Source organism: Xanthomonas sp. 3498 (genome assembly GCF_014199795.1).
GTDB classification, from domain to species: Bacteria; Pseudomonadota; Gammaproteobacteria; order Xanthomonadales; family Xanthomonadaceae; genus Xanthomonas_A; species Xanthomonas_A rydalmerensis.
On record NZ_JACHOH010000005.1, the window covers coordinates 313,358 to 337,730 of the forward strand.

Annotated in this window: 18 protein-coding genes; 9 read left to right on the forward strand and 9 right to left on the reverse strand. The window is 70.4% G+C overall.

The genetic code is table 11. The features are described from left to right. Positions 1 to 145: 145 nt before the first annotated feature. Together GGR66_RS15945 and GGR66_RS15950 are read right to left on the reverse strand one after the other, a co-directional pair. Positions 146 to 2,035 carry a S8 family peptidase gene (locus GGR66_RS15945; RefSeq protein ID WP_184448974.1) on the reverse strand — a complete coding sequence of 630 codons (1,890 nt, stop codon included), beginning with the start codon at positions 2,033 to 2,035 and terminating at the stop codon, positions 146 to 148. Between the two features lie 64 nt (positions 2,036 to 2,099). Further along, on the reverse strand, positions 2,100 to 4,445 hold the full coding sequence (locus tag GGR66_RS15950) for a YadA-like family protein (protein WP_184448976.1): 2,346 nt from the start codon (positions 4,443 to 4,445) through the stop codon (positions 2,100 to 2,102). A 210-nt stretch (positions 4,446 to 4,655) separates the two neighbouring features. Here GGR66_RS15950 and GGR66_RS15955 point away from each other — a divergent pair, with 210 nt between their 5' ends. Continuing rightward, positions 4,656 to 6,011: a HAMP domain-containing sensor histidine kinase gene (locus tag GGR66_RS15955; RefSeq protein WP_184448978.1), complete on the forward strand. Its 1,356-nt coding sequence runs from the start codon at positions 4,656 to 4,658 to the stop codon at positions 6,009 to 6,011. Between the two features lie 51 nt (positions 6,012 to 6,062). Here GGR66_RS15955 and GGR66_RS15960 read toward each other — a convergent pair whose 3' ends face one another. Next, positions 6,063 to 6,773: a response regulator transcription factor gene (locus tag GGR66_RS15960; protein WP_184448980.1), complete on the reverse strand. Its 711-nt coding sequence runs from the start codon at positions 6,771 to 6,773 to the stop codon at positions 6,063 to 6,065. 121 nt (positions 6,774 to 6,894) lie between these two features. Here GGR66_RS15960 and GGR66_RS15965 point away from each other — a divergent pair, with 121 nt between their 5' ends. Next, entirely contained in the window at positions 6,895 to 8,685 is a 1,791-nt protein-coding gene (locus GGR66_RS15965; RefSeq protein WP_184448982.1) for a glycoside hydrolase family 15 protein, read from the forward strand. After that, complete coding sequence (gene zwf, locus GGR66_RS15970) at positions 8,682 to 10,475, forward strand: glucose-6-phosphate dehydrogenase (protein WP_184448984.1); 1,794 nt, start codon at positions 8,682 to 8,684, stop codon at positions 10,473 to 10,475. Before GGR66_RS15965 ends, zwf begins: the two co-directional genes overlap by 4 nt. Positions 10,476 to 10,946: 471 nt before the next feature. Here the strand turns inward: zwf and GGR66_RS15975 are convergent, their stop codons facing one another. Further along, on the reverse strand, positions 10,947 to 12,776 hold the full coding sequence (locus GGR66_RS15975) for a monovalent cation:proton antiporter-2 (CPA2) family protein (RefSeq protein ID WP_184448986.1): 1,830 nt from the start codon (positions 12,774 to 12,776) through the stop codon (positions 10,947 to 10,949). Between the two features lie 615 nt (positions 12,777 to 13,391). Here GGR66_RS15975 and GGR66_RS15980 point away from each other — a divergent pair. From GGR66_RS15980 to GGR66_RS15995, 4 genes are all read left to right on the forward strand, one after another. Beyond that, positions 13,392 to 16,088 (forward strand): bifunctional acetate--CoA ligase family protein/GNAT family N-acetyltransferase, encoded by a 2,697-nt coding sequence (locus GGR66_RS15980; protein WP_184448989.1) that lies wholly within the window; start codon positions 13,392 to 13,394, stop codon positions 16,086 to 16,088. A gap of 14 nt (positions 16,089 to 16,102) precedes the next feature. Then, entirely contained in the window at positions 16,103 to 16,513 is a 411-nt protein-coding gene (locus tag GGR66_RS15985) for a hypothetical protein (RefSeq protein WP_160968397.1), read from the forward strand. Between the two features lie 113 nt (positions 16,514 to 16,626). Next, positions 16,627 to 17,007, forward strand: a complete 381-nt coding sequence (locus GGR66_RS15990; protein WP_184448991.1) for a VOC family protein — start codon at positions 16,627 to 16,629, stop codon at positions 17,005 to 17,007. 172 nt (positions 17,008 to 17,179) lie between these two features. Then, positions 17,180 to 17,530, forward strand: coding sequence for a hypothetical protein (locus GGR66_RS15995; RefSeq protein WP_184448993.1), 351 nt, complete (start codon positions 17,180 to 17,182; stop codon positions 17,528 to 17,530). A gap of 93 nt (positions 17,531 to 17,623) precedes the next feature. On the opposite strand, the gene GGR66_RS21245 is transcribed toward GGR66_RS15995, so the two are convergent. The 3 genes from GGR66_RS21245 to GGR66_RS21255 form a co-directional block, all read right to left on the reverse strand. Next, positions 17,624 to 17,965: a hypothetical protein gene (locus tag GGR66_RS21245; RefSeq protein WP_255421724.1), complete on the reverse strand. Its 342-nt coding sequence runs from the start codon at positions 17,963 to 17,965 to the stop codon at positions 17,624 to 17,626. 186 nt (positions 17,966 to 18,151) lie between these two features. Continuing rightward, positions 18,152 to 18,292 (reverse strand): hypothetical protein, encoded by a 141-nt coding sequence (locus GGR66_RS21250; RefSeq protein ID WP_255421725.1) that lies wholly within the window; start codon positions 18,290 to 18,292, stop codon positions 18,152 to 18,154. After that, positions 18,283 to 18,969, reverse strand: coding sequence for a hypothetical protein (locus GGR66_RS21255; RefSeq protein WP_255421726.1), 687 nt, complete (start codon positions 18,967 to 18,969; stop codon positions 18,283 to 18,285). The genes GGR66_RS21250 and GGR66_RS21255 overlap by 10 nt, the downstream gene beginning before the upstream one ends. 737 nt (positions 18,970 to 19,706) lie before the next feature. Between GGR66_RS21255 and GGR66_RS16005 the strand changes: the two genes are divergently transcribed. Further along, positions 19,707 to 20,270 carry an excalibur calcium-binding domain-containing protein gene (locus GGR66_RS16005; protein WP_184448995.1) on the forward strand — a complete coding sequence of 188 codons (564 nt, stop codon included), beginning with the start codon at positions 19,707 to 19,709 and terminating at the stop codon, positions 20,268 to 20,270. Positions 20,271 to 20,355: 85 nt separating this feature from the next. Then, positions 20,356 to 20,736, forward strand: a complete 381-nt coding sequence (locus tag GGR66_RS16010) for a hypothetical protein (protein WP_160968402.1) — start codon at positions 20,356 to 20,358, stop codon at positions 20,734 to 20,736. A gap of 7 nt (positions 20,737 to 20,743) precedes the next feature. Here the strand turns inward: GGR66_RS16010 and GGR66_RS16015 are convergent, their stop codons facing one another. Together GGR66_RS16015 and GGR66_RS16020 are read right to left on the reverse strand one after the other, a co-directional pair. Beyond that, entirely contained in the window at positions 20,744 to 21,484 is a 741-nt protein-coding gene (locus tag GGR66_RS16015) for a DUF6065 family protein (protein ID WP_184448997.1), read from the reverse strand. A gap of 79 nt (positions 21,485 to 21,563) precedes the next feature. Continuing rightward, on the reverse strand, positions 21,564 to 23,573 hold the full coding sequence (locus tag GGR66_RS16020) for an acetyl/propionyl/methylcrotonyl-CoA carboxylase subunit alpha (protein ID WP_184448999.1): 2,010 nt from the start codon (positions 23,571 to 23,573) through the stop codon (positions 21,564 to 21,566). Positions 23,574 to 24,373: the final 800 nt, after the last annotated feature.

Here is a 24,373-nt window from a genome sequence, read left to right on the forward strand (position 1 = left end):
TGCGCCACCAAGCAAAAAAAATGCCCGCCGGAGGGCGGGCGAATTGCGTCATGGTGGGCACGTCGCTGCTTTCGGAACCGCTGCGGGAGGATGTCCTCCCGCGCACGGTGCGCGGCGGCGAACGGCGCCGCCGCGCGATCGGGCCTTACTGCCGGCCGACCACGGTCAGGCCGCTGTAGCTGCCGCTCAGACGCACGTAGTAGGTCGTGGCGCTGGACGGGGTGAGGCGGACCGTCTGGGTGGTGGTGCCGGGGCGGGTGGAGCGGGCGTCGGCGCTGCTGCTGGTCGGCACCTTGCCGGCCGACACGTACATCGCCACGTTGCCGGTGCCGCCGAAGGTCATGAAGCTGACCGTGCTCCCGGCCGCGGCCTGGAAGCTGTACAGCGCGTCGCCGCCCTGGCTGCTGAGGCCGCGCATCTCGACCTTGTTGGTCATCGTCTTGGTCGGCGGCACGCAGCTGCTGTCCGACGGATCGCACGGCGGGTTGGTGACCATCTGCAGCAGCATGTCCACGTCCAGGATGCCGGTGCCGATGGGGGTATTGGTGGCGATGGCGACCGGGAACGGCCGCGCACTGGCGCGCAGCAGCTCGCGCATGCCGGTCCAGGTGAACGGGGTCTTGGCGATGCTCTGCACCAGCGCCACCGCCGCGGCCACGTGCGGGGAGGCCATCGAGGTGCCGGCCATGCCGCCGATCTGCCAGTCGCTGGTCGGGCTCTGCGTGCCGCCGTTGATCACCTGGAAGATGTAGCCGCCGGGGTTGCCGTCGACGTCGCCGCCGCCGCCCGGCGCGGCGAGGTCCACGCGGGTGCCGTAGTTGGAGTAGCTGGCGCGGCCGCCGTTGATGCGCGAGGCGCCGACGCTGATGACGCCGCTGCACGAGGACATGGTGTAGGTGCCGGCATCGGCATTGGAGTTGCCTGCGGCGACCACGATGATGGTGCCCTTGGCGTTGATCTTGTCGATCGCGTCCTGGTAGAGCTGCGGGCAGCTGTCCGGGCCGCTGCTGCCCAGGCTCATGTTGATCACTTCGGCCGGGTTCGGGTTGGTCGGCAGGCCGTCCACCGGCAGGCCGGCGGCCCACAGCATGCCGTCGGCGATGTCGCTGCCGAAGCCGCCGCAGGAACCGAGCACGCGCACCGGCAGGATCTTGGCGTCGTAGGCCAGGCCGGCGGTGGCCAGGTTGTTGTTGGTGACCTGGGCGATGGTGCCGGAGACGTGGCTGCCGTGCCAGGAGCTGTTTTCCGGTGCATTGCCGCTGGCGCCCAGCGGGACGCAGTAGTCGGCCTCCACCCAGTCGCCCAGGTCGTCGCCGCCGGGCGCGCGGCCATCGGTGGCGCGGCGCGAGACACGATGGTCGGTGATCATGTCGTAGCCCGGCAGCACGTTGGCGGCCAGGTCGGGGTTGTTCTTGACCACGCCGGTGTCGACCACCGCCACCACCACGCCCTTGCCGGTGGAGCGGGTCCAGCCCTGCTCGGCGTTGACCCCGCCGACCGCGTTGTTGAAGTTCCACTGCAGCTTGGCGTAGGCCGGATCGTTGGGGGTGGTGGAGGCGGCGGCCGCGGCGACGGCCGGTCCGCGCACGCTGGCCTCGTCCAGGCGCTGGTACAGGCGGTCGACCTGCACCGATTCCACCGACGGGTCGGCCTTGAGTTCGTTGATGAAGGCGGCGCGCTCGCTGTCGCTGAGGTGGCGCGAGGTCTGCACCACGTGCCAGCCCGGTACCGCCATGTCACGCAGCACCTTGGCGCTGACCGCGCTGCGTAGGGTCAGGCCATTGCTGCTGATCTGGGCGCGCTGCATGCCGCTGCGCGCCACCGCGCTGCTCAGGGTGGTGGCGAGCATGCTGCGCGCCTGGGTGCCGCCATCGCGGGTCTTGACGATGAAGCGCTGGCCCAGGTCGTTGGCGCTGGCCGATTGCGGCACCGGGCCCTGCACGCCGCCCAGGGGGATGGTGGGAGTGGCCGCCTGCGCGCCACCGGCGAACAGGATGGCGGCGAGGGCAGCGGCGAGGGTGTTGGAAGACATCATCTGCGGATCCTGGAAGAGAGAGGAGAGAAGGAGAAAACCGCGGCGCACGCGGCGCCGCGGTACGTCACAGATCGATACCCACGCCGATGCCGGCCGAGGACTCGCCGCTGCTGAAGGCGCCGCCCAGGCTGAACGAGGCGCGCTCGCCGATCTTGCGGGCGTAGCCGACCGACAGCGCCTGCTGCCCGCCCTGGAAGCCGGCACCGACCGACACGCGCCCGCGCGGGCTCTGCGTGCCGGCGGCGTTGACCGCCATGTTGAGCATCGCCGCGCTCATCGCGCCGAGCTTGTCCATGCGCCGGTCCATGCCGTCCAGGCGATGCTCGGTGTCGGTGCGCAGCTGGTTGAAGCTGTCGTCCAGCGCGGTGATGCGGGTGTTGGTGTAGGCGTTGGCGCTGCTCAGGGTGGCGTTGTTGCCGGCGCGCATCTGCGCCACGTTGACCGCGTCGGTGTCGGCGCTGCCGGCGGCGACGTTGGCGACCTGACGCTCGTTGCCGGCGCTGCCCACCGACACCGTGTTGGCGCGATCGGCGACCGAGCCCTGGCCCAGTGCCACGGAGTTGGCGGCACTGGCCGAGGCGCCCTGGCCGAGCGCGGTGGCCGAGGCGGCCGAGGCACTGGCGCTCTCGCCGACCGCCACCGCATTGGTCGCCACCGCGGCGACGCGGGCGTTGGCGCCGACCGCGGTGCTGCCGTCGGCATTGACCTGGGCATTGCCGCCGATGGCGGTGTCGTTGGGGCCGTAGGCCAGGGCCTGCGCGCCCATCGCCAGGCCGTTGTTGCCGTTGGCGGTGGCCCCGGAGCCCACGGCCACGGCGTTGGTGCCGGCACCGGTGCTGGGGGCGCTGGCCGCCCCGCCGCCGTCGCCGATGCTGATGCCGCCCGACCCGCCGATGGTGTTGAGGCGGTTGCCGAAGCCGGTCAGGGCGGTGTCGAGCGCGCCCATCGCCGAACCCAGGTCGGTGTAGTGGCTGCCCTGCACCAGGTAGTTGCCGCCGATCAGGTTGCCGTTGGCATCGACCACGCTGCCGGCGCCGAACGCGGCGGCGACGTTGCGCAGCTGCGCCAGGTTGACCGCATCGGTGTCCATGGTGCCGGCAGCCAGATTGGTGAGCTGGCGCTCGGCGCCCGCCGTGCCGATGGACACGGTGTTGTCGCGTTCGGTGATCGACCCGGCGCCCAGCGCCACGCTGTTGTTGGTGATGGTCAGCTTGCCGTCGACGAACTGCGAGTTGCCCACGCGCGCACCGGCGCCGATCGCGATCGAATGGTCGCCGAACACGTCGGCCTTGGTGCCGATGGCGATGCTGTCGTAGAACATCACCGGCGTATCGAGGAAGAAGTTGCCGTTCCACACCGTCGCCGCGCCGAGCGCCAGGCTGCGGGTGCCACCGGCCCAGGAGCCGTTGCCGAGCGCGGTGGAGCCGGTGCCGAGGGCTAACGCGGCCGGCCCGACCGCGGTGGCGTCGTCGTTCTGCGCGAACGCGCTGGGGCCGAGGGCCACGCTGTGGGTGCCCCAGGCGCGGGCAGCGTTGCCGAAGGCGGTCGCCCACTCGGCGGTGGCCTGGCTCTGCGCGCCCACTGCCACGGCGGCGTACTGGTTGGCCAGCGCGGTGGAGCCCACGGCGAGGGTGCGGTTCGCGCTGGCCTCGGCCAGTGCGCCGACTGCGGTCGCGTTGTAGGCGGTGGCCAGCGCGCCGCCGCCCAGCGCGGTGGACAGCGGACCGGTGGCCTGGGTGGCCTGCAACTGCATGCCTTCACTGCTCAAGCTGTCTTCGCCCACGTCGACGATGCCGCCGACGGCGACGCTGGAGCGGTCGCTGGCGATCGCGCCGGCGCCGGCGGCCACGTTGAACTTGCCGCTGGCCTGGGCGCCGGCGCCCAGCGCGGTGGCGGCCATGCCGGTGGCGGAGGTCTGCTGCAGGATCTTCACGCCGCCGGACAGGTACGAGTAGTCCACGTCGAGCATGCCGCCGACGGCGGTGGTGGAGATCTCGGTGGCCAGGCTGTTGTGGCCCACCGCCAGTGCGTGGTCGGCATAGCCGACCGCACCGCCGCCCAGCGCCATGGCGCCGGTGCCGACCGCCGAAGCGGATTCGCCGGCGGCCAGCGCTTCGTCGCCTTCGGCGTCGGCGCCGGCATTGCTGTTGGCGCTGCCGGTGGCCTTGAAGTAGACGCTGGGGTCGTAGGTGTCCGCGGTCGGGGTCGCGTTGGCGTCGGTGGCCGTGGCGTCGGTGCCGGTGGTGGTGGCGGGCTGGGCGGTGCCGGCCGCCGCGGTCGCCGCGGCGGTGGGCGTCTGCGCCATGGCCGTCGAGGTCAGGCACAGCGCGCAGGCCAGGGCCAGGGTGCTGTAGGCGCGGGGAATCGGATGACGGGCGGCGGTGCCAAGGGGGGAAGTACAATCGTTCATGGCGATCTCGGGCTGGGAAACGGCAGGGCAGAAGGCGACGTCGGCGGCGCGTGTGCGCCTCCGTATCGGTCAGGAGTGGTCTGGATGTCGCGCCGTCGTCCCCGGGCGCGCTCCGTCATACGAACTTAGGCCCGCCGTCACCGGCTTGTCACCCGCAAGTTCTCGCATGATCATCACAGGATTCTCACTGAACGGGCTGGGCACCGCGGCATGAAGGCGTTCTGGAACTGGTTGGGCCGCGCGCCGCTGCTGGACGAGGTGGATCGGCGTAATGCGCGGGTGATCCAGCTGCTGCTGTTGTTCCTGGCGGTGACCATTCCCGCCACGATCGCGGTCGCGGTGGTGCTTGCCTGGCCGCAGTTGCGCGGGCAGCCGCTGCCGCCGGGCATGCTGATCTCGTTGGGCATGAGCCTGCTGATCGGCGTCTGCGCGGCGATCGGCTTCGTGCGCGTGCGCCATGGCGCCTTGCGCGGCGGCGTGCGGCTGTTGCTTGGGGCGATGCTCGGCTCGCTGCTGGTCAATGCCGCCATCAATGGGTTCCAGCGACAACTGCCGGACCAACTGGCGCAGATCCTGGCGCTGATCCTGGCCGGCCTGGTGCTCGGGCGCCGCGCGCTATGGGTGACGTTCGCCGCCCTGCTGCTGATGCTTGGCGTCGGCGTCGGCCATGACGCACTGCTGGAACTCGCCGATGCGCCCGCACAGGCGTTCTTCAACGTGCTGCCGGTGCTGTTCAGCTACCTGCTGGTGGCACTGCTGCTGGACCGCACCACCGAGGCGCTGCGCGAAAGCCTGCGCGAGTCCAACGCGCGCGGCCAGCGCCTGCAGCAGGAAATGCAGGAGCGCGAACGCGCGCAGACCCAGCTGATCCACGCGCAGAAGCGCGAGATCACCGAGCGCATGGCCAGCGGCCTGGCCCACGACTTCAACAACATCCTGGCGGTGATGTCCGGCTTCGCCGCCGCGCGCCACGACGACGACCTCGCCAGCGACGCGCAGCGCATCGCGCAACTGGAGGACAGCCTGGCCGCGGTGGAGACATCGGCCGAGCGTGGCATGACCATCGTGCGCCGGCTGCTGCGCTTCAGCCGCCGCGATGCCGAGCATGTCGAACGCTTCGACGCGGCGGTGGCGGTGGAGGCCCTGCAGCCGATGCTGCGGCAGTTGCTGGAAGCGCGGATCGTGCTGCGCTGTGCGCTACCGGCGACGCCGGCGCCGATCCGCTTCGAGCGCAGCCAGTTTGATTTGATGCTGTTGAACCTGGCGTCCAACAGCCGCGATGCGATCGCCGACCGTGGTCATTTCGACATCGCTGTGTCCAGCGAGGACGACACCACCGTCATCGAGGTCGCCGACGACGGCCACGGCATGCCGGCGGAGGTGGCCGCGCAGGTGTTCGAGCCGTTCTACAGCACCAAGCCTGCCGACAGCGGCACCGGACTGGGCCTGGCGGTGGTACGCGACCTGGTGGTGCGCGCTGGCGGCCGCATCCAGGTCGACAGCACGGTGGGCGTGGGCACGCGTTTCCGCATCGTGTTGCCGCATGCCGATGCGGCGTCGGCGTAGCGCCTGGCTCCACTGCCCGTGCAGCGTGGCGCGCGCCAGCGAGGGCGCGCGCTAACCGGCGGGATCGAAGATGTAGCCCTTGCCGTGCACCGCCGCCAGCGGCAGCGGCTCGCCGCAGCGGCGCTGCACCTTGCTGCGCAGGCGGTGCACCATCGAATCCAGGCGGTGCGCGTCGAAGTCGTAGACGCGGTCCGTCAGGGCGGCGATCAATGCCTCGCGCGCCACCAATAGCCCCGGTTGCTCGAGCAGGCGCAGGCACAACCGGCGTTCGCTGCCGGTCAATGCGGCGGCGGCGCCGGCCGGCGACAGCAGGCACCAACCGTCTTCGCTCACCTGCCAGCGCCCGCGCGCCGGCGCCGTGGGCGGGCGCCCGCTCACGCGCCGCGCCAGGCTGTGCAGGGTCGCGGCCAGCAGGTCGATTTCCACCGGTTTGGACAGGTAGGCATCGGCGCCGCCGGTCAGGCCGCGGATGCGGTCCTCGGTCTGGCCGAGGCTGGTCAGCATGACGATGCCGATGTCCGGGTACTGCTGGCGCAGCGCGCCGGCCAGGGTGAAGCCATCGGTGTCGGGCAGGCCGACATCCAGCACCACGATCTCGGCGCCGTCGCGCTGCACCCGCTGCTGCAGTTCCGCGCCGGTGCCGCAGCCATCGGCGGCGAAGCCGAAGCGGCGCAGGCCCGGTACCAGGATGCGATCGCGCAATATCGGATCGTCCTCCAGGACCAGAGTGCGCAGGGCGGCGGCAGTGGGATCGGAAGTCATGCGCAGGCGCAGTGTAGCGGCAGCCGGCCGCTTGCGCGCGCCTGAACGGCACCGCGCGGCGATTACGCAACGCAAACACCGGCGCTGGCAGACTCGCCGCTCCCCCGTCCCGGCGCCCACGATGGCCTCGCGAATCGAAGACTACGCCATGCTCGGCAATTGCCGCAGCGCGGCCCTGGTGGACCGTTGCGGCTCGATCGACTGGCTGTGTCTGCCGCGCTTCGATTCCGATGCCCTGTTCGCCGCCCTGCTCGGCGAACCCGACCACGGCCGTTGGGCGATCGCGCCACAGGGCGCCTTCACCAGTACCCGCGCCTACCGCGACGGCAGCCTGGTGTTGGAAACGCGGTTCGAGACCGACACCGGTGCGGTGGCGCTGCTCGACTTCATGGTCGCCAGCCACGACGAGGTGACGCACAACCACGTGGTGCGGATCGTGCGCGGCCTGCATGGCAAGGTGCCGCTGCGCATGCAGCTGCAGTTGCGCTTCAACTACGGCCGCACCATCCCCTGGGTCTCGCAGATCGACGGCGGCCTGCAGGCGGTGGCCGGGCCGGACCAGATCGCGTTGCGCAGCCCACAGACCATGCAAGGCCATGGCTTCGCCACCGAGTCCGAGTTCGTGCTGGAGGCCGGCGAGAGCACCTGGTTCGTGCTCAGCCACGGCGCCTCGCACCTGGAACTGCCGCCGTTGCTGGAACCGGAACAGGCGCTGGCGCAGACCGAGGCGTTCTGGCATGGCTGGTCGCACCGCTGCCTGGATGCCGGCCCGTGGACCGAGGCAGTGCGGCGCTCGCTGGTGGTGCTGAAGGGCCTGAGCTACCTGCCCACCGGCGCGATCGTCGCCGCGCCGACTACCTCGCTGCCCGAACGCCTGGGTGGCGAGCGCAACTGGGACTACCGTTTCTGCTGGCTGCGCGATGCGGTGTTCACCCTGACCGCCTTGCGTGCGGCCGGCTACTTCGACGAAGCCGCCGCCTTCCATGGCTGGCTGCAGCGCACCGTGGCCGGGTCGCCGGACCAGTTGCAGGCGCTGTACGGCATCGGCGGCGAGCGGCGCATGTCCGAATGGGAGGTGGATTGGCTGCCCGGTTATGAAGGCGCCTCGCCGGTGCGTGTGGGCAATGCCGCGGTCGGCCAGTTCCAGCTCGACGTCTATGGCGAGGTGATCGCCGCGTTCCACCGCGGTCACCACGAGGGCATGGCCTCGGCGGTGCATGGCCGCTCGCTGGCGCGGCAACTGCTGGAGGTGCTGGAAGAGCGCTGGCGAGATCCGGACGAAGGCATCTGGGAAATCCGCGACAAGCGCCAGCACTTCGTGCATTCCAAGGTGATGGCGTGGCTGGCCTTCGACTGCGGCGCGCGCGATGGCGTCACCGACGCCGATGCCGCGCAACGCGCGCACTGGCGCGCGCTGGCCGACGAGATCCATGCGCAGGTGCTGGCGCAGGGCGTGCACCGCGACGGCTATTTCGTGCAGAGCTACGGCAGCGAGCGCCTGGACGCGGCCACCCTGCTGATCCCGCTGGTCGGCTTCCTGCCGCCGGACGATCCGCGCGTGGCCGCCACCGCCGACGCCATCGCCGAACGCCTGAGCATCGACGGCCTGGTCGAACGCTACCGCGCCGATGACGACAGCGGCGACGGCCTGCCGGCCGGCGAGGGCACCTTCATCGCCTGCAGTTTCTGGCTGGTGGAGAACTATGCGCTGCTCGGCCGCCGCGAGCAGGCGCAGGCGCTGTTCGAACGCTTGCTCGGCCTGTGCAACGACGTCGGCCTGCTGGCCGAGGAGTACGACCCGCGCAGCGGCCGCATGCTCGGCAATTTCCCGCAGGGCTATTCGCACGTGGCGCTGGTCCACGCGGCGCTGCGCCTGCATGGCTTGATCGGCGAACAGGACACCCATCCATGAGCGATGCTTCCCAGACCACTCCTCCCTGCCTGATCGTGGTGTTCGGCGCCCGCGGCGATCTGACCCGCCGCCTGGTGCTGCCGGCGCTGTACAACCTGCGCCACAGCGGCGCGCTGCCCGAGGAGTTCGCGGTGATCGGCGTGGACCACGGTGCGGTCAGCGAAGTGGCGTGGCGGCGCATGCTCGGCGATGCGATGCGCGGCCTGATGGCCGACCGCGACGCCGAGTTCAAGGCCGACGGCCTGGACGAGGAGGTATGGGGCTGGCTGCGTTCGCGCCTGCACTACCTGCGCGGCGACTTCAACGATGCCGGCACCTACCGCTCGCTGGGCGCATTGCTGGACAAGATCGGTACGCAGTACCGCACCGGCGGCAACGTGCTGTTCTACCTGGCCACCGCGGCGCGCTTCTTCGCCCCGGTGATCGAGCAACTGGGCGCGGCCGGGCTGGTCAAGCAGAGCGCCACCGGCGGCTGGCGCCGGGTGATCGTGGAGAAGCCGTTCGGCCACGACCTGCAGAGCGCGCGCGAGCTCAACGCCATCGTCGGCCGCGTACTCGACGAGGACCAGGTGTTCCGCATCGATCACTTCCTTGGCAAGGAAACGGTGCAGAACATCCTCGCGTTCCGCTTCGCCAACGGCCTGTTCGAGCCGGTGTGGAACCGCGACCGCATCGACCACGTGCAGATCACCGCGGCCGAGACCATCGGCGTGGAAGGCCGCGGCGGTTTCTACGATCCCACCGGCTGCCTGCGCGACATGGTGCCCAACCACCTGTTCCAACTGTTGGCGATGATCGCGATGGAACCGCCGGCCGCGTTCACCCCCGCCGCGATGCTGCGTAGGCGGGCCGAGGTGATCGAGGCGGTACGGCCACTGAGTCCTGCCGACGTGGTGCGTGGCCAGTACGCCGCCGGCGCGATCGGCCGCAACGCCGTGCCCGGCTACCGCGAGGAGGACACGGTGCCGCCGGATTCCAATACCGAGACCTACGTGGCGATGAAGCTGCAGGTCGATACCTGGCGCTGGGCTGGCGTGCCGTTCTACCTGCGCACCGGCAAGCGCCTGCGCGAGCGCACCACCGAGATCGCGATCCGCTTCAAGCCGGCACCACTGGCGCCGCTGCGCAGCGCCGAGATCGGCGGCTATGGCCCCGACTGGCTGGTGCTGCACATCCAGCCCGACGAGGGCATCTCGCTGCAGTTCGACGTCAAGCGTCCGGGCGCGCGGGTCAGCCTGGCGCCGGTGCGCATGGATTTCCGCTACCGCGACTGGTTCCCCAAGGAATACACGGTGGGCTACGAACGCCTGCTGCAGGACTGCATGCACGGCGAGGCCGGCTTGTTCCAGGACGCGACCATGGTCGAGGCGGCCTGGACCATCGTGCAGCCCATCCTCGACGCGTGGCAGACCTCGGCCGACGAAACCCCGCAGTACCCGGCCGGCAGCGCCGGCCCGGCTGCGGCCGATGCGCTGCTGGCGCTCAACGGCGGCCACACCTGGCGCACCCTGACCGCCGGGCGCCGCCCGCCGCCGCGTCGCCCGCCGGAGGCCGGCGCCACCACCGAAACCCGGCCGGTGACGCCGGCGCCGAAGCGCAGCGCGGCCAAGCCGGCCAGTGCCTCAGCCTCTGCCGCGCCGCGCAAGGCGAGCAGGAGCAAGGCCGCCTCGGCGCCGGCGAAGACGCCGGCACCGAAGAAGGTGGCCAAGAAGGTCGCGAAGAAAGTTGCAAAAAAAGCCGTCAAGCGCGCGGCCAGCAGCACCGCGCAGCGTCCGGCGCGCCAGCGTTGAGGCGGTGCCCCGGGCGCTGGCGTGAGCGCCAGTGCTCGGGGATGCCTCCATCTCAGCAGGAGCGGCACAGCGACGGCGGCTGGAGCCTGCAGTCGGGGCTGAAGCCCCTCCCACAAGGGAAGGATTGGTGGCGTGCGGACACAGCGCGCTTACCGAGCATTGGCCTTGGCGAACCGGCACACCCTGCCTGGTCCTAGCGTCCCTTTGTCGCCAGCAAAAGCGTCACCGCCGCGGACGCGTTCGACTGTCATTGTGGGAGGGGCTTCAGCCCCGACGCGACCATGCCGGATGACGCCCGCACCATGTCGCAATCCGGGTGCAGCTTGGCGATTGGTCGGTCTCCCCATCGCGACCCGGTCGCGCACGGCGGTGGCGTGTGCGCGGTGATCGGCCGCGACGCGACCGCACACCGCATCGCACGCCAGCAACACTGCAGACCCTGCAGCCCTGGTCACGCCCAAACCGCCAACATCAACCGCGCGGTTGCTCCGCGCCGGTCGCATCCGCCGGCCCCACCGTGGGATCGTTGACGTCGGCCTCGAACAGCTTGGTCAGATCGGCGCGCGCCGCGCGTGCGGTCTGCACCAACGCGGCATCGTCGTCGTAGACCAGGTGCTGGGCGCGCAGCAGTTGCGTGTCGTGCTCGCGGAAGCGGGCGATGCGGTCGCGCGCGGTCGCCGGGTCCAGGCCGAGACCGAGCAGCACCTGCTCGCTCAGCTCCAGGCTGGAGGCGAACACTTCGCGGAACGGTTCGGCGCCCAGGTCCATCAGCCGCCACGCGTGCTGGCGGTTGCGTGCGCGCGCCAGCACCTTGGCGGTGGGGTAGAGCCGGCGGATCAGTCGGGTGGTCTTGATGTTGGTCTCCGGGTCGTCCATCGCCACCACGAAGATGCGGATGCCGTCGCTGCCGGCCGCGCGCAGCAGGTCCGCGCGGCTGGGGTCGCCGTAGTAGATCTTGTTGCCGAAGCGGCGCAGGTCCTCCACCGTATCCGGATTGTGTTCCAGCGCCACGAACGGGATGCGCTGCGCGGTCAGCAGGCGCGCCACGATCTGGCCGAAGCGGCCCATGCCGGCGATCAGCACCTGCGCGCGCTGCGCATCCACGGTGTCGTACTGCTCCGCCGGCAACTGCGGACGCTTGCCCTTGCCGGCCTCGCTGGCGCCGAGCAGGCGCTGCATGCCGATCAGCAGCAGCGGCGTCAGCGCCATCGACACGCCGACCACAGCCACCAGGCGGTCGTGGGTGGCGTCGTCGAGCAGGCGCACCCGCTGCGCCTCGGTGAACACCACGAAGGCGAACTCGCCGCCCAGCCACAGCAGGCTGCCCAGCAGCAGCGCGCTGCGCCAGGGCAGGCGCAGCACGCGGGCGATACCGGCCAGCAGCGCGAACTTGACCAGCAGCAGCGTGGCCACCGCCCCGGCGATCAGCCACGGCTCGGCGACGATGCGGTCCAGGTCGATGCCCATGCCCACGGCGATGAAGAACACGCCCAGCAGCAGACCCTGGAACGGCTCGATCTGTGCCTCCAGTTCGTGGCGGAACTCCGAATCGGCCAGCAGCACGCCGGCCAGGAACGCCCCCAGGCTGGGGCTGAGCCCGGCCTTCTGCAGGAACCAGGCATTGCCCAGCACCACCAGCAGCGCGCTGGCGGTGAACACCTCGGGCATGCGCGTGCGCGCCACCGTGCGGAACAGGTGGCGCAGCACGAAGCGTCCGCACAGCACCACCACCGCCAGCGCGCCCAGCGCCTGGCCCACTTCCGACCAGGTCAGCGTGTCGTTCTTGGCGCCGCCGAGCAGCGGCACCGCCGCCAGCAGCGGGATCGCGATCAGGTCCTGGAACAGCAGGATGGCGAAGCCGAGCCTGCCGTAGTCGCTGTTGAGCGCCTTGCGCTCGGCCAGCAGCTGCAGGCCCACCGCCGTGGACGACAGCGCCAGCGCCAGGCCGATCACCAGCGCGCTCTTCCAGTTCAGACCCATGCACAGCGCCAGCGCGCCCAGCGGCAGCGCGGTCAGCGCGACCTGGGCGCTGCCGGCGCCGAACACCGCATGCCGCATCAGCTTCAATCGCGCTGGCGACAGCTCCAGGCCGATCAGGAACAGCAGCATCACCACGCCGATTTCGGCCGCGTTGAGGATGCGCTCGGTGTCCTGCACGAAGCCCAGCCCGTCCGGCCCCAGCACCACGCCCGCGGCCAGGTAGGCCAGCACCGCGCCCAGGCCCAGGCGCTTGAACACCGGCACCGCGATCACCGCGGCCAGCAGCAGCACCAGCGCCAGTTCCAGGCCGCCGCTATGCACGAGTCGTCTCCATCGCCGCATTATGCGGCCGCCAATGCGACCGTCTGCTGACCCGGGCCATGTGGGCGCGTGTTTGCTGAGCTCGGCGAAGCCGAGCAGTCGAGGACGGATGGGCGGCGGTGCTGGGGGCCTTTCCGTGGAGGAGGAGGTCGCCTCCTGGATCAGGGCGCTGTGCTGGCGCGATCGCCTCGCCTGTGGCTCGGTCGCGTCGCGACTGAAGGGCGCCTCGAATAAGGACGAGAGGCACACGCGTAGGAGCGGCTTCAGCCGCGACCGTGTCTTATCGGTAGAGCCTCGTCGCGGCTGAAGCCGCTCCTACGAGACAGCGCGATGCGCCGCAGAAACCGTGATTCGAGGTGTCCTGAAACGCTCCCCCCAAGGAGGTCTGCTGCCGGCGGTGCCGCTCCTGATCCAGCAGCACACGCGAGCCATGAGCACCGGGCGGCCGACCGGAGTCCTTGTGGGAGGGGCTTCAGCTCCGACGCGCGAACGCCGGAATCGCGACAGTGCGCACTATCGCCGACCGCGCGGTACGGTGCGCCGCAAGACCCGGATCATCCCCGCGCCGCGGCCAGCCGTGTACCGTTAGCGCATTCGCTCGCCTCTGCCGCCGCCATGAGCACCTATCACCTGCAGTCCGTGTTCCGCCCCGCCTCGGTCGCCATCGTCGGCGGCAGCCCGCGCGAGCGCTCCGCCGGGCGCGCGGTGGTGCGCAGCCTGCGCGCGGCCGGGTTTCCCGGGCAGATCGGCTGGGTCAGTCCGCGCTACCGCGAGATCGACGGCGTGCCCACGGTGCGCCGGCTCACCGACCTGCCGTGGGTGCCGGACCTGGTGGTGATTACCGCGCCGGCGCGGATGGTGCCGCGCATCGTGTCGATCGCCGCGCGGCGCGGCGTGGCCGCGGCGATCATCCTCACCGCCGGGCTCGGCAGCGGACCGGGATCGGCCGCGGCGCGGGTGGAGAGCGCCGCGCGCGCCAAGGGCCTGCGTATCCTCGGCCCGCACTGCCTGGGCGTGATCGCGCCGCATGCGCGGCTCAACGCCAGCATCGCCGCGCACTGCCCGCAGCCGGGCGACCTGGCGCTGATCTCCGAATCCAGTGCCATCGCCGCGGCGCTGGTGGAATGGGGCGTGGCGCGCGCGGTCGGCTTCTCCGCGGTGGTCTCGCTGGGCGACGCGCTGGACGTGGACTTCGCCGACCTGCTCGACTACTTCGCCACCGACTACCGCACCCGCGCGATCCTGCTCTACGTCGAACACATCCGCGACGCGCGCAAGTTCATGTCCGCCGCGCGTGCCGCCGCGCGCGCCAAACCCGTCGTCGTGGTGAAGTCGGGCCGGCAGTTGCGCATCGATCCCAACGCCGACACCCATGTGCAGGCGCTGGCCAGTTCCGATGCGGTATACGGCGCCGCGTTCGCCCGCGCCGGCCTGCTGCGGGTGCGCGCGCTGGACGAACTGTTCGCCGCAGCGGAGACGCTGGGCCGGCTCAGTACCTTCCCGGGGCGACGCCTGGCCATCCTCAGCAACGGCGGCGGCGTCGGCCGCCTGGCGGTGGATACGCTGTCCGATCTCGGTGGCACCCTGGCGGCGCTATCGGCGCCCACCCAGCAGCGGCTGGAGCAGGCGTTGCCGCAGGAGTGGTCGCACAGCAACCCGGTGGACATCGTGGTGGATGCCGACGGCGAGCGCTACGCCGCTGCCGCCGGCGCGCTGCTGGACGATCCGGAGAACGACGCGGTGCTGGTGGTCAACGTGCCGACCGCGTTCACCTCCTCCGCCGACGCGGCGCAGGCGCTGACCCGCATCCTCGGCCAGCGCCCGCGCCACCACCGCGACAAGCCGGTGTTCGCGGTATGGCTGGGCAACGACGAGAGCGCCACCGCCACGCTCAATGCCGCGCGCATTCCCACCTACGCCACCGAGGCCGACGCGGTGCGCGGCTTCATGCACCTGGTGCGCTACCGCGAGGCGCAGGCGGCGCTGATGGAAACGCCGCCGAGCCTGCCCGACGATTTCGCCTTCGACGCCGCGGCCGCGCGCGGCATCGTCGACGCCGCGCTGGCCGCCGGGCAGACCTGGCTGGACCCGCTGGCGACCACGCGGCTGCTGGCCGCCTACGGCATTCCCACCGCGGCGGTGGCGCACGCCGCCGACGCCGAGGCCGCGGCGCAGGTGGCCGCACCGATGCTGGCGCAGGGCTCGGCGGTGGCGGTGAAGATCCATTCGGCTGATATTCCGCACAAGTCCGACGTGGACGGCGTGCGCCTGAACCTGGTGAGCGTGGAGGCGGTGCGCGATGCGGCCGAGGGCATCCTCGCCCGCGCGCGTGCCGCGCGTCCGGAGGCGCGCATCGACGGCGTGCTGGTGCAGCCCTCGCTGCTGCGGCCGAAGGCGCGCGAGCTGATCGCCGGCATCGCCGACGATCCCACCTTCGGCCCGGTGATCGTGTTCGGCCGCGGCGGCACCGCGGTGGAGGTGATCGACGACAAGGCGCTGGCGCTGCCGCCGCTGGACCTGCGCCTGGCCCACGAACTGATCGGCCGCACCCGCGTCAGCCGCATCCTCAAGGCCTACCGCGACGTACCCGCCGCCGACGAACGCGCGGTGGCGATGGTGCTGGTGAAACTGGCGCAACTGGCCGCCGATCTGCCGGAGATCCGCGAACTGGACATCAACCCGCTGCTGGCCGACCGCGATGGCGTGATCGCGGTCGACGCGCGGGTGGCGGTGGCGCCGTCGCGGCGCCTGCACAAGGGGCGCGGCCATCCGCGCTTCGCGATCTTCCCGTACCCCAAGGAGTGGGAGCGGCGCATCGTGCTCAACGACGGCAGCGCCGCGCTCGTGCGCCCGGTGCGGCCGGAGGACGACGCGCTGTTCCGCAGCTTCTTCGCCCGCGTCACCGACGAGGACCTGCGCCTGCGCTTCTTCCAGGCGGTCAAGCATTTCAGCCACGAATTCATCGCGCGCCTGACCCAGCTCGACTATGCGCGCTCGATCGCGCTGGTGGCGATCGAACCGCGCAGCGGCGACATGCTCGGCGCGGTGCGCCTGCATGCCGACGCCGATTACGACCGCGGCGAGTACGGCATCCTGATCCGCTCCGACCTCAAGGGCCACGGCATCGGCTGGCAGCTGATGCGGATCATGATCGAGTACGCCGGCTGGCTGGGCCTGAAGATGGTCGAAGGCCAGGTGCTGCGCGAGAACCGCACCATGTTGGCGATGTGCCAGCAACTCGGTTTCAAGGCCACGCCGGATCCGGACGACGCCACGCTGATGGACGTGGCGTTGCCGGTGACGCAACACTGAAGGGCGGCACTGCGATGTCGACGTTCTCGCCCAGCCTCCTGAAGCCGCGCCACGCGATCCTGTCCGGCCTGCCGGATGCCGCCTCGCTGGAGATCCTGCTGCACCCGTTCCTGCATGCCGGCGAAATCGTGGACACGTCGATCCGCCTGGACGGCATCGCGCTGCCCTCGCTCAGGCTCGGCGACCTGGCCGGCAAGCGCTTCGACTTCCCGCGCAACCCGCAGGACGGCTATATCGATGGCTCGCTCTACCTGGCGGGCGCGCACCACCCCGTCGACGTCGAGACGCTGACCTTCAACCTCGCGCGCGACGGGCAACTGACGCTCGTGGTCAAGGGCATGTACGCGTTCGACGTCGAAGGCCTGGATGACCTGGGCGCGGTGCCCTTTACCCTGGCGGCACGGGTGAGTTCGTGCGCGTTGTGAGTGGGCCTGCACGCGCCTGTACAGCTTCGTCCTGATATCACCGCCCATCGCATGAAACGCTTCATCGCCGAAAGCATTGGTCCCCGTCCGATAGCCAATCTCAGGAGCCTTCCATGTCGTTCAAGCCAGAACGCTACACCTCGGTCTCGCCGTATCTCATCGTCGACGGTGCACAGCGGACCATCGATTTCCTGGTCGCGGTGTTCGATGCCGAAAAGTTGCGGCAGATTCCCGGCGAGGGCGGCCTGCTCGCCCATGGCGAGGTGCGCATCGACGACACCGTGCTGATGTTCTGCGATGCGGTGGACGGTTGGCCGCCGGTACCGGCACATGTGCACGTCTATGTGCACGACGTCGACGCGACCTACCAGCGTGCGCTGGCCGCCGGTGCCACGGCGGTGCAGGCGCCGATGCAGAAGGACGATCCCGACCGGCGCGGCGGTTTCCGCGACGCCGGGGGCACGACCTGGTGGGTCGGGCAGCAGATCGACTGAACGAGCGTGACGCGCCAGGACGAGGTCGCTCGCAGTGCGCACTCCGCCGCGTGCGGTCAGCCCCTCGGCACGCCATCGCCATGAGCGCACCGCGTTGCTCTGTTGGTGCTGCTATTGCATGCTGCTGCGATCACCGATCGCAGGCGCCGCGTTGGTGCCCAGGGAGTCCACCATGAACCATCTGCGACGCGCCATCGTCTACATCACCTTCGTGTTGCTGGTGATGGTCAATTTCCATGCGTATTCGTCGTCGATGTTCCTGTACAAGGGCATCAACCACTTTCTCCAGCGGGACGCGGTGATCGTGTACGAGACGCAGGATCGGTCCAGTGGCGACGCGGTTCCAGTGCTGGACCGGCGTGGTTCGCCTACGGGCCGGGCCGTGGAAGTCCTGGTGCACAACAGTGCCTACGACTCCCTGCGCTCGCTGCCGATCCTCAATGTGCAGGTGGTGCTGGCGGCGTTCCTGGCCTATGGCCTGATCGATGCGGTGACCTGGTGGCGCAGGCAGCAGAGCGCCTGACGCCGGTCCATCGGCACCAGTTTTGTCGCGTCCGGTGAAGGCCTTGCCTGCCGGCGCCGTGGGCGGTGCGCGGCAGGCAGGGCATTGCCGCGCTTATTCCTGGTCCTGGTTGCTCGGCCCGCGCTCGACCGGATACACCGTCGGCGGCGGCGTGGTGGACTGCATCAGCTTCAGCGGCGTCTTGCTCTGCTCGCACAGGTTGCCGCCGCGGACGAACACGCCGTCCTGGGTGCATTTCCATTCGTAGAAGTTGGCGATGCCGCCGGCCAGCTGCAGGCTGTAGTCGGTGCTCTTTGCCGCCGCGTCGAACGGCTGCCCGGCCGGAATGTTCTGGAACCAGCGCATCCATTCCTTGGAGCCGACCGGCGGGATCTTTTTCTGGTCGGTCTGGAAGGTCGGGTTCATCGGCGAGAGCTGCGGCGACTCGGCGGTCATGTGGCAGCTCATGCAGGAACTGACCGGATTGTCCACCGGGCCGTTGAGGCGGCCGTTCCAGCCCAGGTGGGTCGGCGGCAGTTCCGGCTTGGCGTTGATCGCCGATTGCAGGATGCGCGGATTGATCCGGGTCCGGGTCGGCTGCTTGTTGGTGTAGTCGTCGCTGCTGTTCTGCGGATCGTTGCCTCACATCACGCCCACCGGCACCAGGTTCTGCCAGCCGGGCTTGCCGCTGACCGCGCCGTTGTACTGGAAGGTGCCGAAGATCCAGCCGGTACCGGGAATGCGGCTGTCGCGCACGGCGAAGTCCATCTGGATCAGCGCCACCTTCTTGACGTGCGGTCGGTGGAACCGTAGCTGTTCGGCACCCAGGCGTTCCACAGCACCGGGTTCTGCAGGAACGGCACCTGGCTCAGGTCCACGTCGGCGAACAGCGCCTTGCACACCACGGTGCCGTCGCGGAAGGTGTTGGGCTTGGTGGTGAAGCTGGGATCCGGATTCTGCGGATCCTTCCACACCTGGCCGAAGGTATAGCCCCCGACATCGTTGTAGATGCCGACCGCGAAGGTCTGGCCGGAGGTGAGCTGGGTCGGCGCCAGTTGCTTGGCCTGGATCGGCGCTTCCTGGGTCAGCCCGTGCACGCCTTCGCGGCCGTGCGGGCCATAGTGCTGCCAGGGGGCGTGGTACCAGCGCCGTAGCTTGTTGTTCTGCACGTACCAGTCGCTTTCGACGTTGCCTTCCAGGCAGTAGGTCTTTACCGCGTCGGCATAGCCGCGCCAGGTTTCGAAGTTGTTGGTCAGCGGTCGGGGCAGTTTCTGGAAGAAGCTTGGCAACGGGCCGCTGGGCGGCTGCTGCGGATAGTCCTGGCTGAGCTGGAACACCGGCCCTGTATAGGTGGATGGCGGCGCGTAGCCGAAATCCGGAAACCGCCCTGCGGAGGCGGCGCCGCTGGCGAGAGTCAGCGCGGTGGCGATGGCGAGAATGCGCGGATGGGGCAGGTGCATGATGGACCTCCGGTCGTGTGCGTCGGTGCGTGCGGACGATGCCGCGTCCTGTGTCCGGACATCCCCTGGCCCCGGACCGGCCGCACGCCCGCGCTGCTGCGCGGCCGCGATGAGGGACTCCCGCCGTGCCACAGGCACGCGCATGCATCCGGCTGCGCGCGCAGACGAAGCGAGAGATGCATTGGGAGGTGCAGCGTCCACTTCCGCCGCGCGGACGCGGCGGCGAAGCTGTGGAAGCGGCGATGCGGTGGAAACGGCCTAGCGGACCGAAGACATGTCCACGTCGCTCTCCTGACCCCGTGTGGAAGGCAACTGCGCTGAAGGATCGTGTTGCGTCGAGCGTGGGGGAAACGCGCGGGCCCGGCAGGCAGCATCGGGGGACGAATGCTGCGGGGGCGGCGCCATGCGGCGGCCGCGATGCCGGGTTGCGCGTCGATCGCCAGCGCCGCGCGGTGTGCGGGCGTCGGCGTTGCTCGACGCTTCGGACTCTAGCGAGCGCCGCGCAGCCGGTGGTAGACAGTTGCGCCCGCCGACGCTGCGGCAGCAAGCGGACGGCGGGTCATGCCAACGCAGCCGGGCCTGCATGCAGCGGTCGCGGCAGGCCAGCGCGGATACTCCGGCCGTGGCATGCTGCGCGCGGGGCTGCGCTGGCGGGAGCGGGCAGGCGCGGTGGGGACGGTGGACGCACCGGGCACGGCGGCGTCCACCGCGGCGATGCACTTTCTTGCGGTGACGCCATGCGTACGCACGGGACCTTGATTCAGTGGGACGAGGAGCGCGGCTGCGGCCGGGTGCGCTTGGCGCATCGCGAGACCGAAGCCGAGGTGCAACGCGCGGCGTTTCCCGACGACGGCGTGCCCCCGCGGGTGGGCGAGCTGATCTCCTTCGACCTGGAGCACGACGCGCAGGGGCGGCCGCGGGCGTTGCGGGTGATGCGGCCCGGCCGTGCGCCGGCGGTGCAGGCGCGCGCGGTGGCCGCACCGCGCACGCGTCGCGGCCGCTGGCTCGGCGTGCTGATGCTGCTGGCGGTGCTCGCGCTCGCCGCCTACGCGGCGCTGCGCTTCGTGGCGGCCCCGCAGGCAGCCACCACAGCGCCACCATCACCCGCTGCGCCAGCCGCCACTGCGCACGCCTCGCCGGCGACAGCGCCCGCGTTCCAGTGCGACGGTCGCACGCATTGCGCGCAGATGACGTCCTGCGCCGAAGCGATGTACTTCCTGCAGCATTGCCCGGGCGTGGAGATGGACGGCAACCGCGATGGCGTGCCGTGCGAGCGGCAGTGGTGCCGCACCGCGCATTGAGCGCCTGCAGCCGAGCGCTGCGCGCAGTCTTGACCGGGCCGTGATCCGCCCTCGGCTACGGTCGACGATTGCCCGCAGGTGACGCATGACCGAGCCACGCCTTCCCCCCGCCAAGACCCGCGCGCTGTCGCTGGGCCTGTTCGTGTTCGTCGCGGTCTTCGCTGCCATCGTCTGGTCGCTGCTGCGGCCTTACGGTTCGGTGTACTTCTTCCCGGTGCATTTCCTGGTCGGGCTGGGCCTGCCGTTCCTGTTCTATGCGCTCGGCGCCAATCGCGCCGCGTTCCTGGCCGGATTGGGGCTCACCGCCATCGTCCTGGTGCTGTTCAATCTGTGGGGCGACCAGGCCGGCGGCCTCGGCCCGCGCGTGTTCGACTGGGCGCATGCCGTTGCCGGGGGCCTGGGCATGCTGTTGGCCTACGGCGTGTTCCGCCTGTCCACGCGCGTGCGCCAGCGCCACCCGCGCTGAGCCGCCCTCACGCCACGTCGTCGCCGCGGGTGAACGGTGCCAGCCGCAGTTTCACCCGGTGCTCCACGCCGGCCGGGCACTGCCCCGGCGCCGGTCCGCGGAAGTAGCTGCGCTGCCAGCCTTCGCGGCTGGCGTTGGAGTCGGGCTGTTCCAGCTCGTGCAGGAACTGCCCGCGGCTGCGCATCCATTCCTGGTGCTCGCGTTCCAGTTCCGGCGTTTGCGACAGCGGCTGCCAGCTCGGCTCGGTCTCGGCCAGGACGCGGCGCTGCACCGGGAAAAAGTGGCAGAACGGCTCGCCGGCCTCGAACCGCACCCGGCCGGGGCGGGTGAACTGCCAGTTCATGGTGAAGGTGTACGGGCTCCAATCGGTCTCGATCAGCCCGGTAAGCCCGGCGATGCCGTCCTTGGGCCGGTTCACCGGCGCAGTGACGTACAGATCCACGCCTGCCTCGGTGCGGAACAGGCACGGCACATGGAAGGTGAGCACGCCGTAGCCGAAGTGGCTGACTGCCGGCGCGTGCGTGCCCGGCGGCGGCTGCACGCGCAGGTCGTCGAGCGCGTTGCCGCCGTTCCACTCGGCCTCGAACGCGGTCTGGCACAGCAATTCCCAGCCGTGCGCGTTGGCGATGTCCAGCGGCAGGCAGCGGTAGGCGTAGCGCTCGGCGGTCTGGTCCATCCACGGCCGCTCGCGCGGCGCCGGGCGCACGTCCAGGGTGTGGCCGTCGAGAACGTGGGCAGTGAGTTTCATGGCGCAGGCACGGCGAAGGACCAGCGCCGAGTGTGACGCCTTGCCGCGGCCTTGGCGACCGCGGCCTGGCGCGTGCCGCTTAGGCCGCGTCGAAATCCAGCAGCGCCACGCCGTCGCCGACCAGCTCGCCCTCGCGCACGCGGAAGCCCTGCACCGTGCCGTCGGCCGGCGCCTGCAGGGTGTGCTCCATCTTCATCGCCTCCAGCACCAGCAGCGGCGTACCGCGGCGCACCTGGGTGCCGGGCGCGACCAGCAGGGCGACGATGCGCCCCGGCATCGGCGCGGTCAGGCCACCACTCTCCACCGCCGGCTGGTCGGCCTCGGCGACCGGGTCGTGGCGTTCGAACAGGTAGCCGTGGCCGTCGACGAACAGGTGTAGCTGCGTGCCGGCGAACACCGCCTCGGCCTGCACCCGCTGCGTGCCGAGAAACGCGGACAGGCGGCCGTCGCGCAACTGGCCGCTCGCCTCGAGCGCGTCCTGCGCCTGCGCGTCGTGGATCCGCCAGCCGCCCGCGTGCGCGGTCAGGTGCAGCGTGCGTTGCGTCTCGCCATGCTGCAAGGTCAGCGCACGCGGCGCCAGCGCACCCAGCCGCCAGCCGTCGCGCAGGTCCCACGGCGACTGCGGATCGGCAGCCTGCGCGGCCGGCGCTGGCTCGTGCAGTTGCCAGGCCAGTGCGGCCAGGCTCCACAGCGCGTCGGTGGTCGGGGTGGGGATATCGAACAGGGCAGTGTGCTCGCGCTCGATCAGCGCGGTGTCCAGATCCGCCTGCGCGAATGCCGTGGTGCCGACCAGGCGCTGCAGGAACGCGGCATTGGTCGATACGCCCACCACCTGGCACGCGGCCAGCGCCGCCTGCATGCGCCGCAGCGCGCGCTCGCGGGTCGCATCCCAGACGATCAGCTTGGCGATCATCGGATCGTAGTGCGGGCCGATCGTGTCGCCCTGCTCGACGCCGGCATCGACGCGGGTATGCGCATCGGCGGCGGGCAGGCGCAGGTGCTGCAGCGTGCCGATCGAGGGCAGGAAGCCGCGCGCCGGGTCTTCGGCGTACAGCCGCGCTTCCAGCGCATGGCCGCGGATCGCCAGTTCGTGCTGGCGCTGCGGCAGCGGCTGGCCGGCGGCCACGCGCAACTGCCACTCGACCAGATCGGTGCCGGTGATGCACTCGGTGACGGGATGCTCCACCTGCAGGCGGGTGTTCATTTCCATGAAGTAGAACGCACCATCGGGCGCGACGATGAACTCCACCGTGCCGGCACCGACATAGCCGACCGCGCGCGCGGCCTCCACCGCGGCCTGGCCCATCGCCGCACGCCGCGTTTCGTCCATGCCTGGCGCAGGCGCTTCCTCCAGCACCTTCTGGTGGCGGCGCTGCACCGAGCAGTCGCGCTCGAACAGATACACCAGCTCGCCGTGGCTGTCGCCGAACACCTGGATCTCGATGTGCCGCGGCCGCAGCACGTACTTCTCCACCAGCACGTGCGCATTGCCGAACGCGGCCTGCGCCTCGCGCTGGCAGGCGGCGAGCGCGGCGGCGAAGTCTTCGTCGCGATCGACCCGGCGCATACCCTTGCCGCCGCCGCCGGCGCTGGCCTTGATCAGCACCGGGTAGCCGATGGCCGCGGCCTGTTCGCGCAGGAACTCCGGATCCTGCTGCTCGCCGTGATAACCGGGCGTCAGCGGCACCCCGGCCGCCTGCATCAGCGCCTTGGCCGCGCTCTTGTCGCCCATGGCGCGGATCGCCGCCGGCGGCGGCCCGATGAACACCAGCCCGCGCGCGGCGCAGGCCTCGGCGAACTCGGCGTTCTCGGACAGGAAGCCGTAGCCGGGATGGATGGCCTGCGCGCCACTGCGCTGCGCGGCCTCGAGGATGCGCTCGCCGCGCAGGTAGCTCTCGCGTGCTGGCGCGGCGCCGATGTGCACGGCCTCGTCGGCCAGGCGCACGTGGCGGGCATCGTGGTCGGCATCGGAGTACACGGCCACGGTGGCGATGCCGAGCTTGCGGCAGGTGGCGATCACCCGGCAGGCGATCTCGCCGCGATTGGCGATGAGGATCTTGTCGAAGGTCGGCAGGTCGGGGGTGGCCATGGTCGGGTGCCTGGAAAAGGGTTAGAGGTGTTGCGCTTGCGGTGCGCAGACGCGCGCAAGAGTTGCGTTGGAGGTGCTCAACCGGAGCAGCCGTAGCGATAGCGGTTGCGGCCGCCGTTGCACTTGCCTTTGCTGTTGCTGTTGCTGTGCTTTGGCTGCTGCCCCAGCTTTTGATTTACCGGGTTCCCTTCCGAAGCGGCGGCCAGCGCGGGGAAAAACCCCGAAGGGGCGGCGCACAGGGACGTGCGCCGTCCGCGGCAGGGGCAGGGCTCGCCGGAAAAAGGCGAAGCACTGCTTCGCCCCGGCGGGCGGGCTGGCGCCGTGAGGCGACTGCCCCGGACTTGGCTGCGAAGCAGACAAGCCCCTTCCGCGGATCCCCGGGCTGGACGCGGACCCGGAGCGCGCAGCGCGGAGGGCGCGAGGCAGGGCGCGCTTTCTTTTGGTTACCTTTTCTTTGCGCGAGCAAAGAAAAGTAACTCGCCCGCAAGGGCGAAAGCCTTTGCTGTTGCTCGAAGTTTGTGTGTCAGGCGAGAAGGTCTGTAGGAGCGGCTTTAGCCGCGACAGGCAGAATGGACTCGCGCTGTCGCGGCTAAAGCCGCTCCTACAATTCAGCGGCCGCCGCCGTAGCAGCAAGTGCAAGAGCAAAGCTTTCGCCTTGCGGCGAGTTACTTTTCTTTGCTTGTGCAAAGAAAAGTAACCAAAAGAAAGCACACCCCGCAGCGCGCCCTCCGCGCTACGCGCTCCGGGTTCGCAGCCACGACGGGCATTTTTCGACGGCACATCCATGTGCCGGCGAAAAA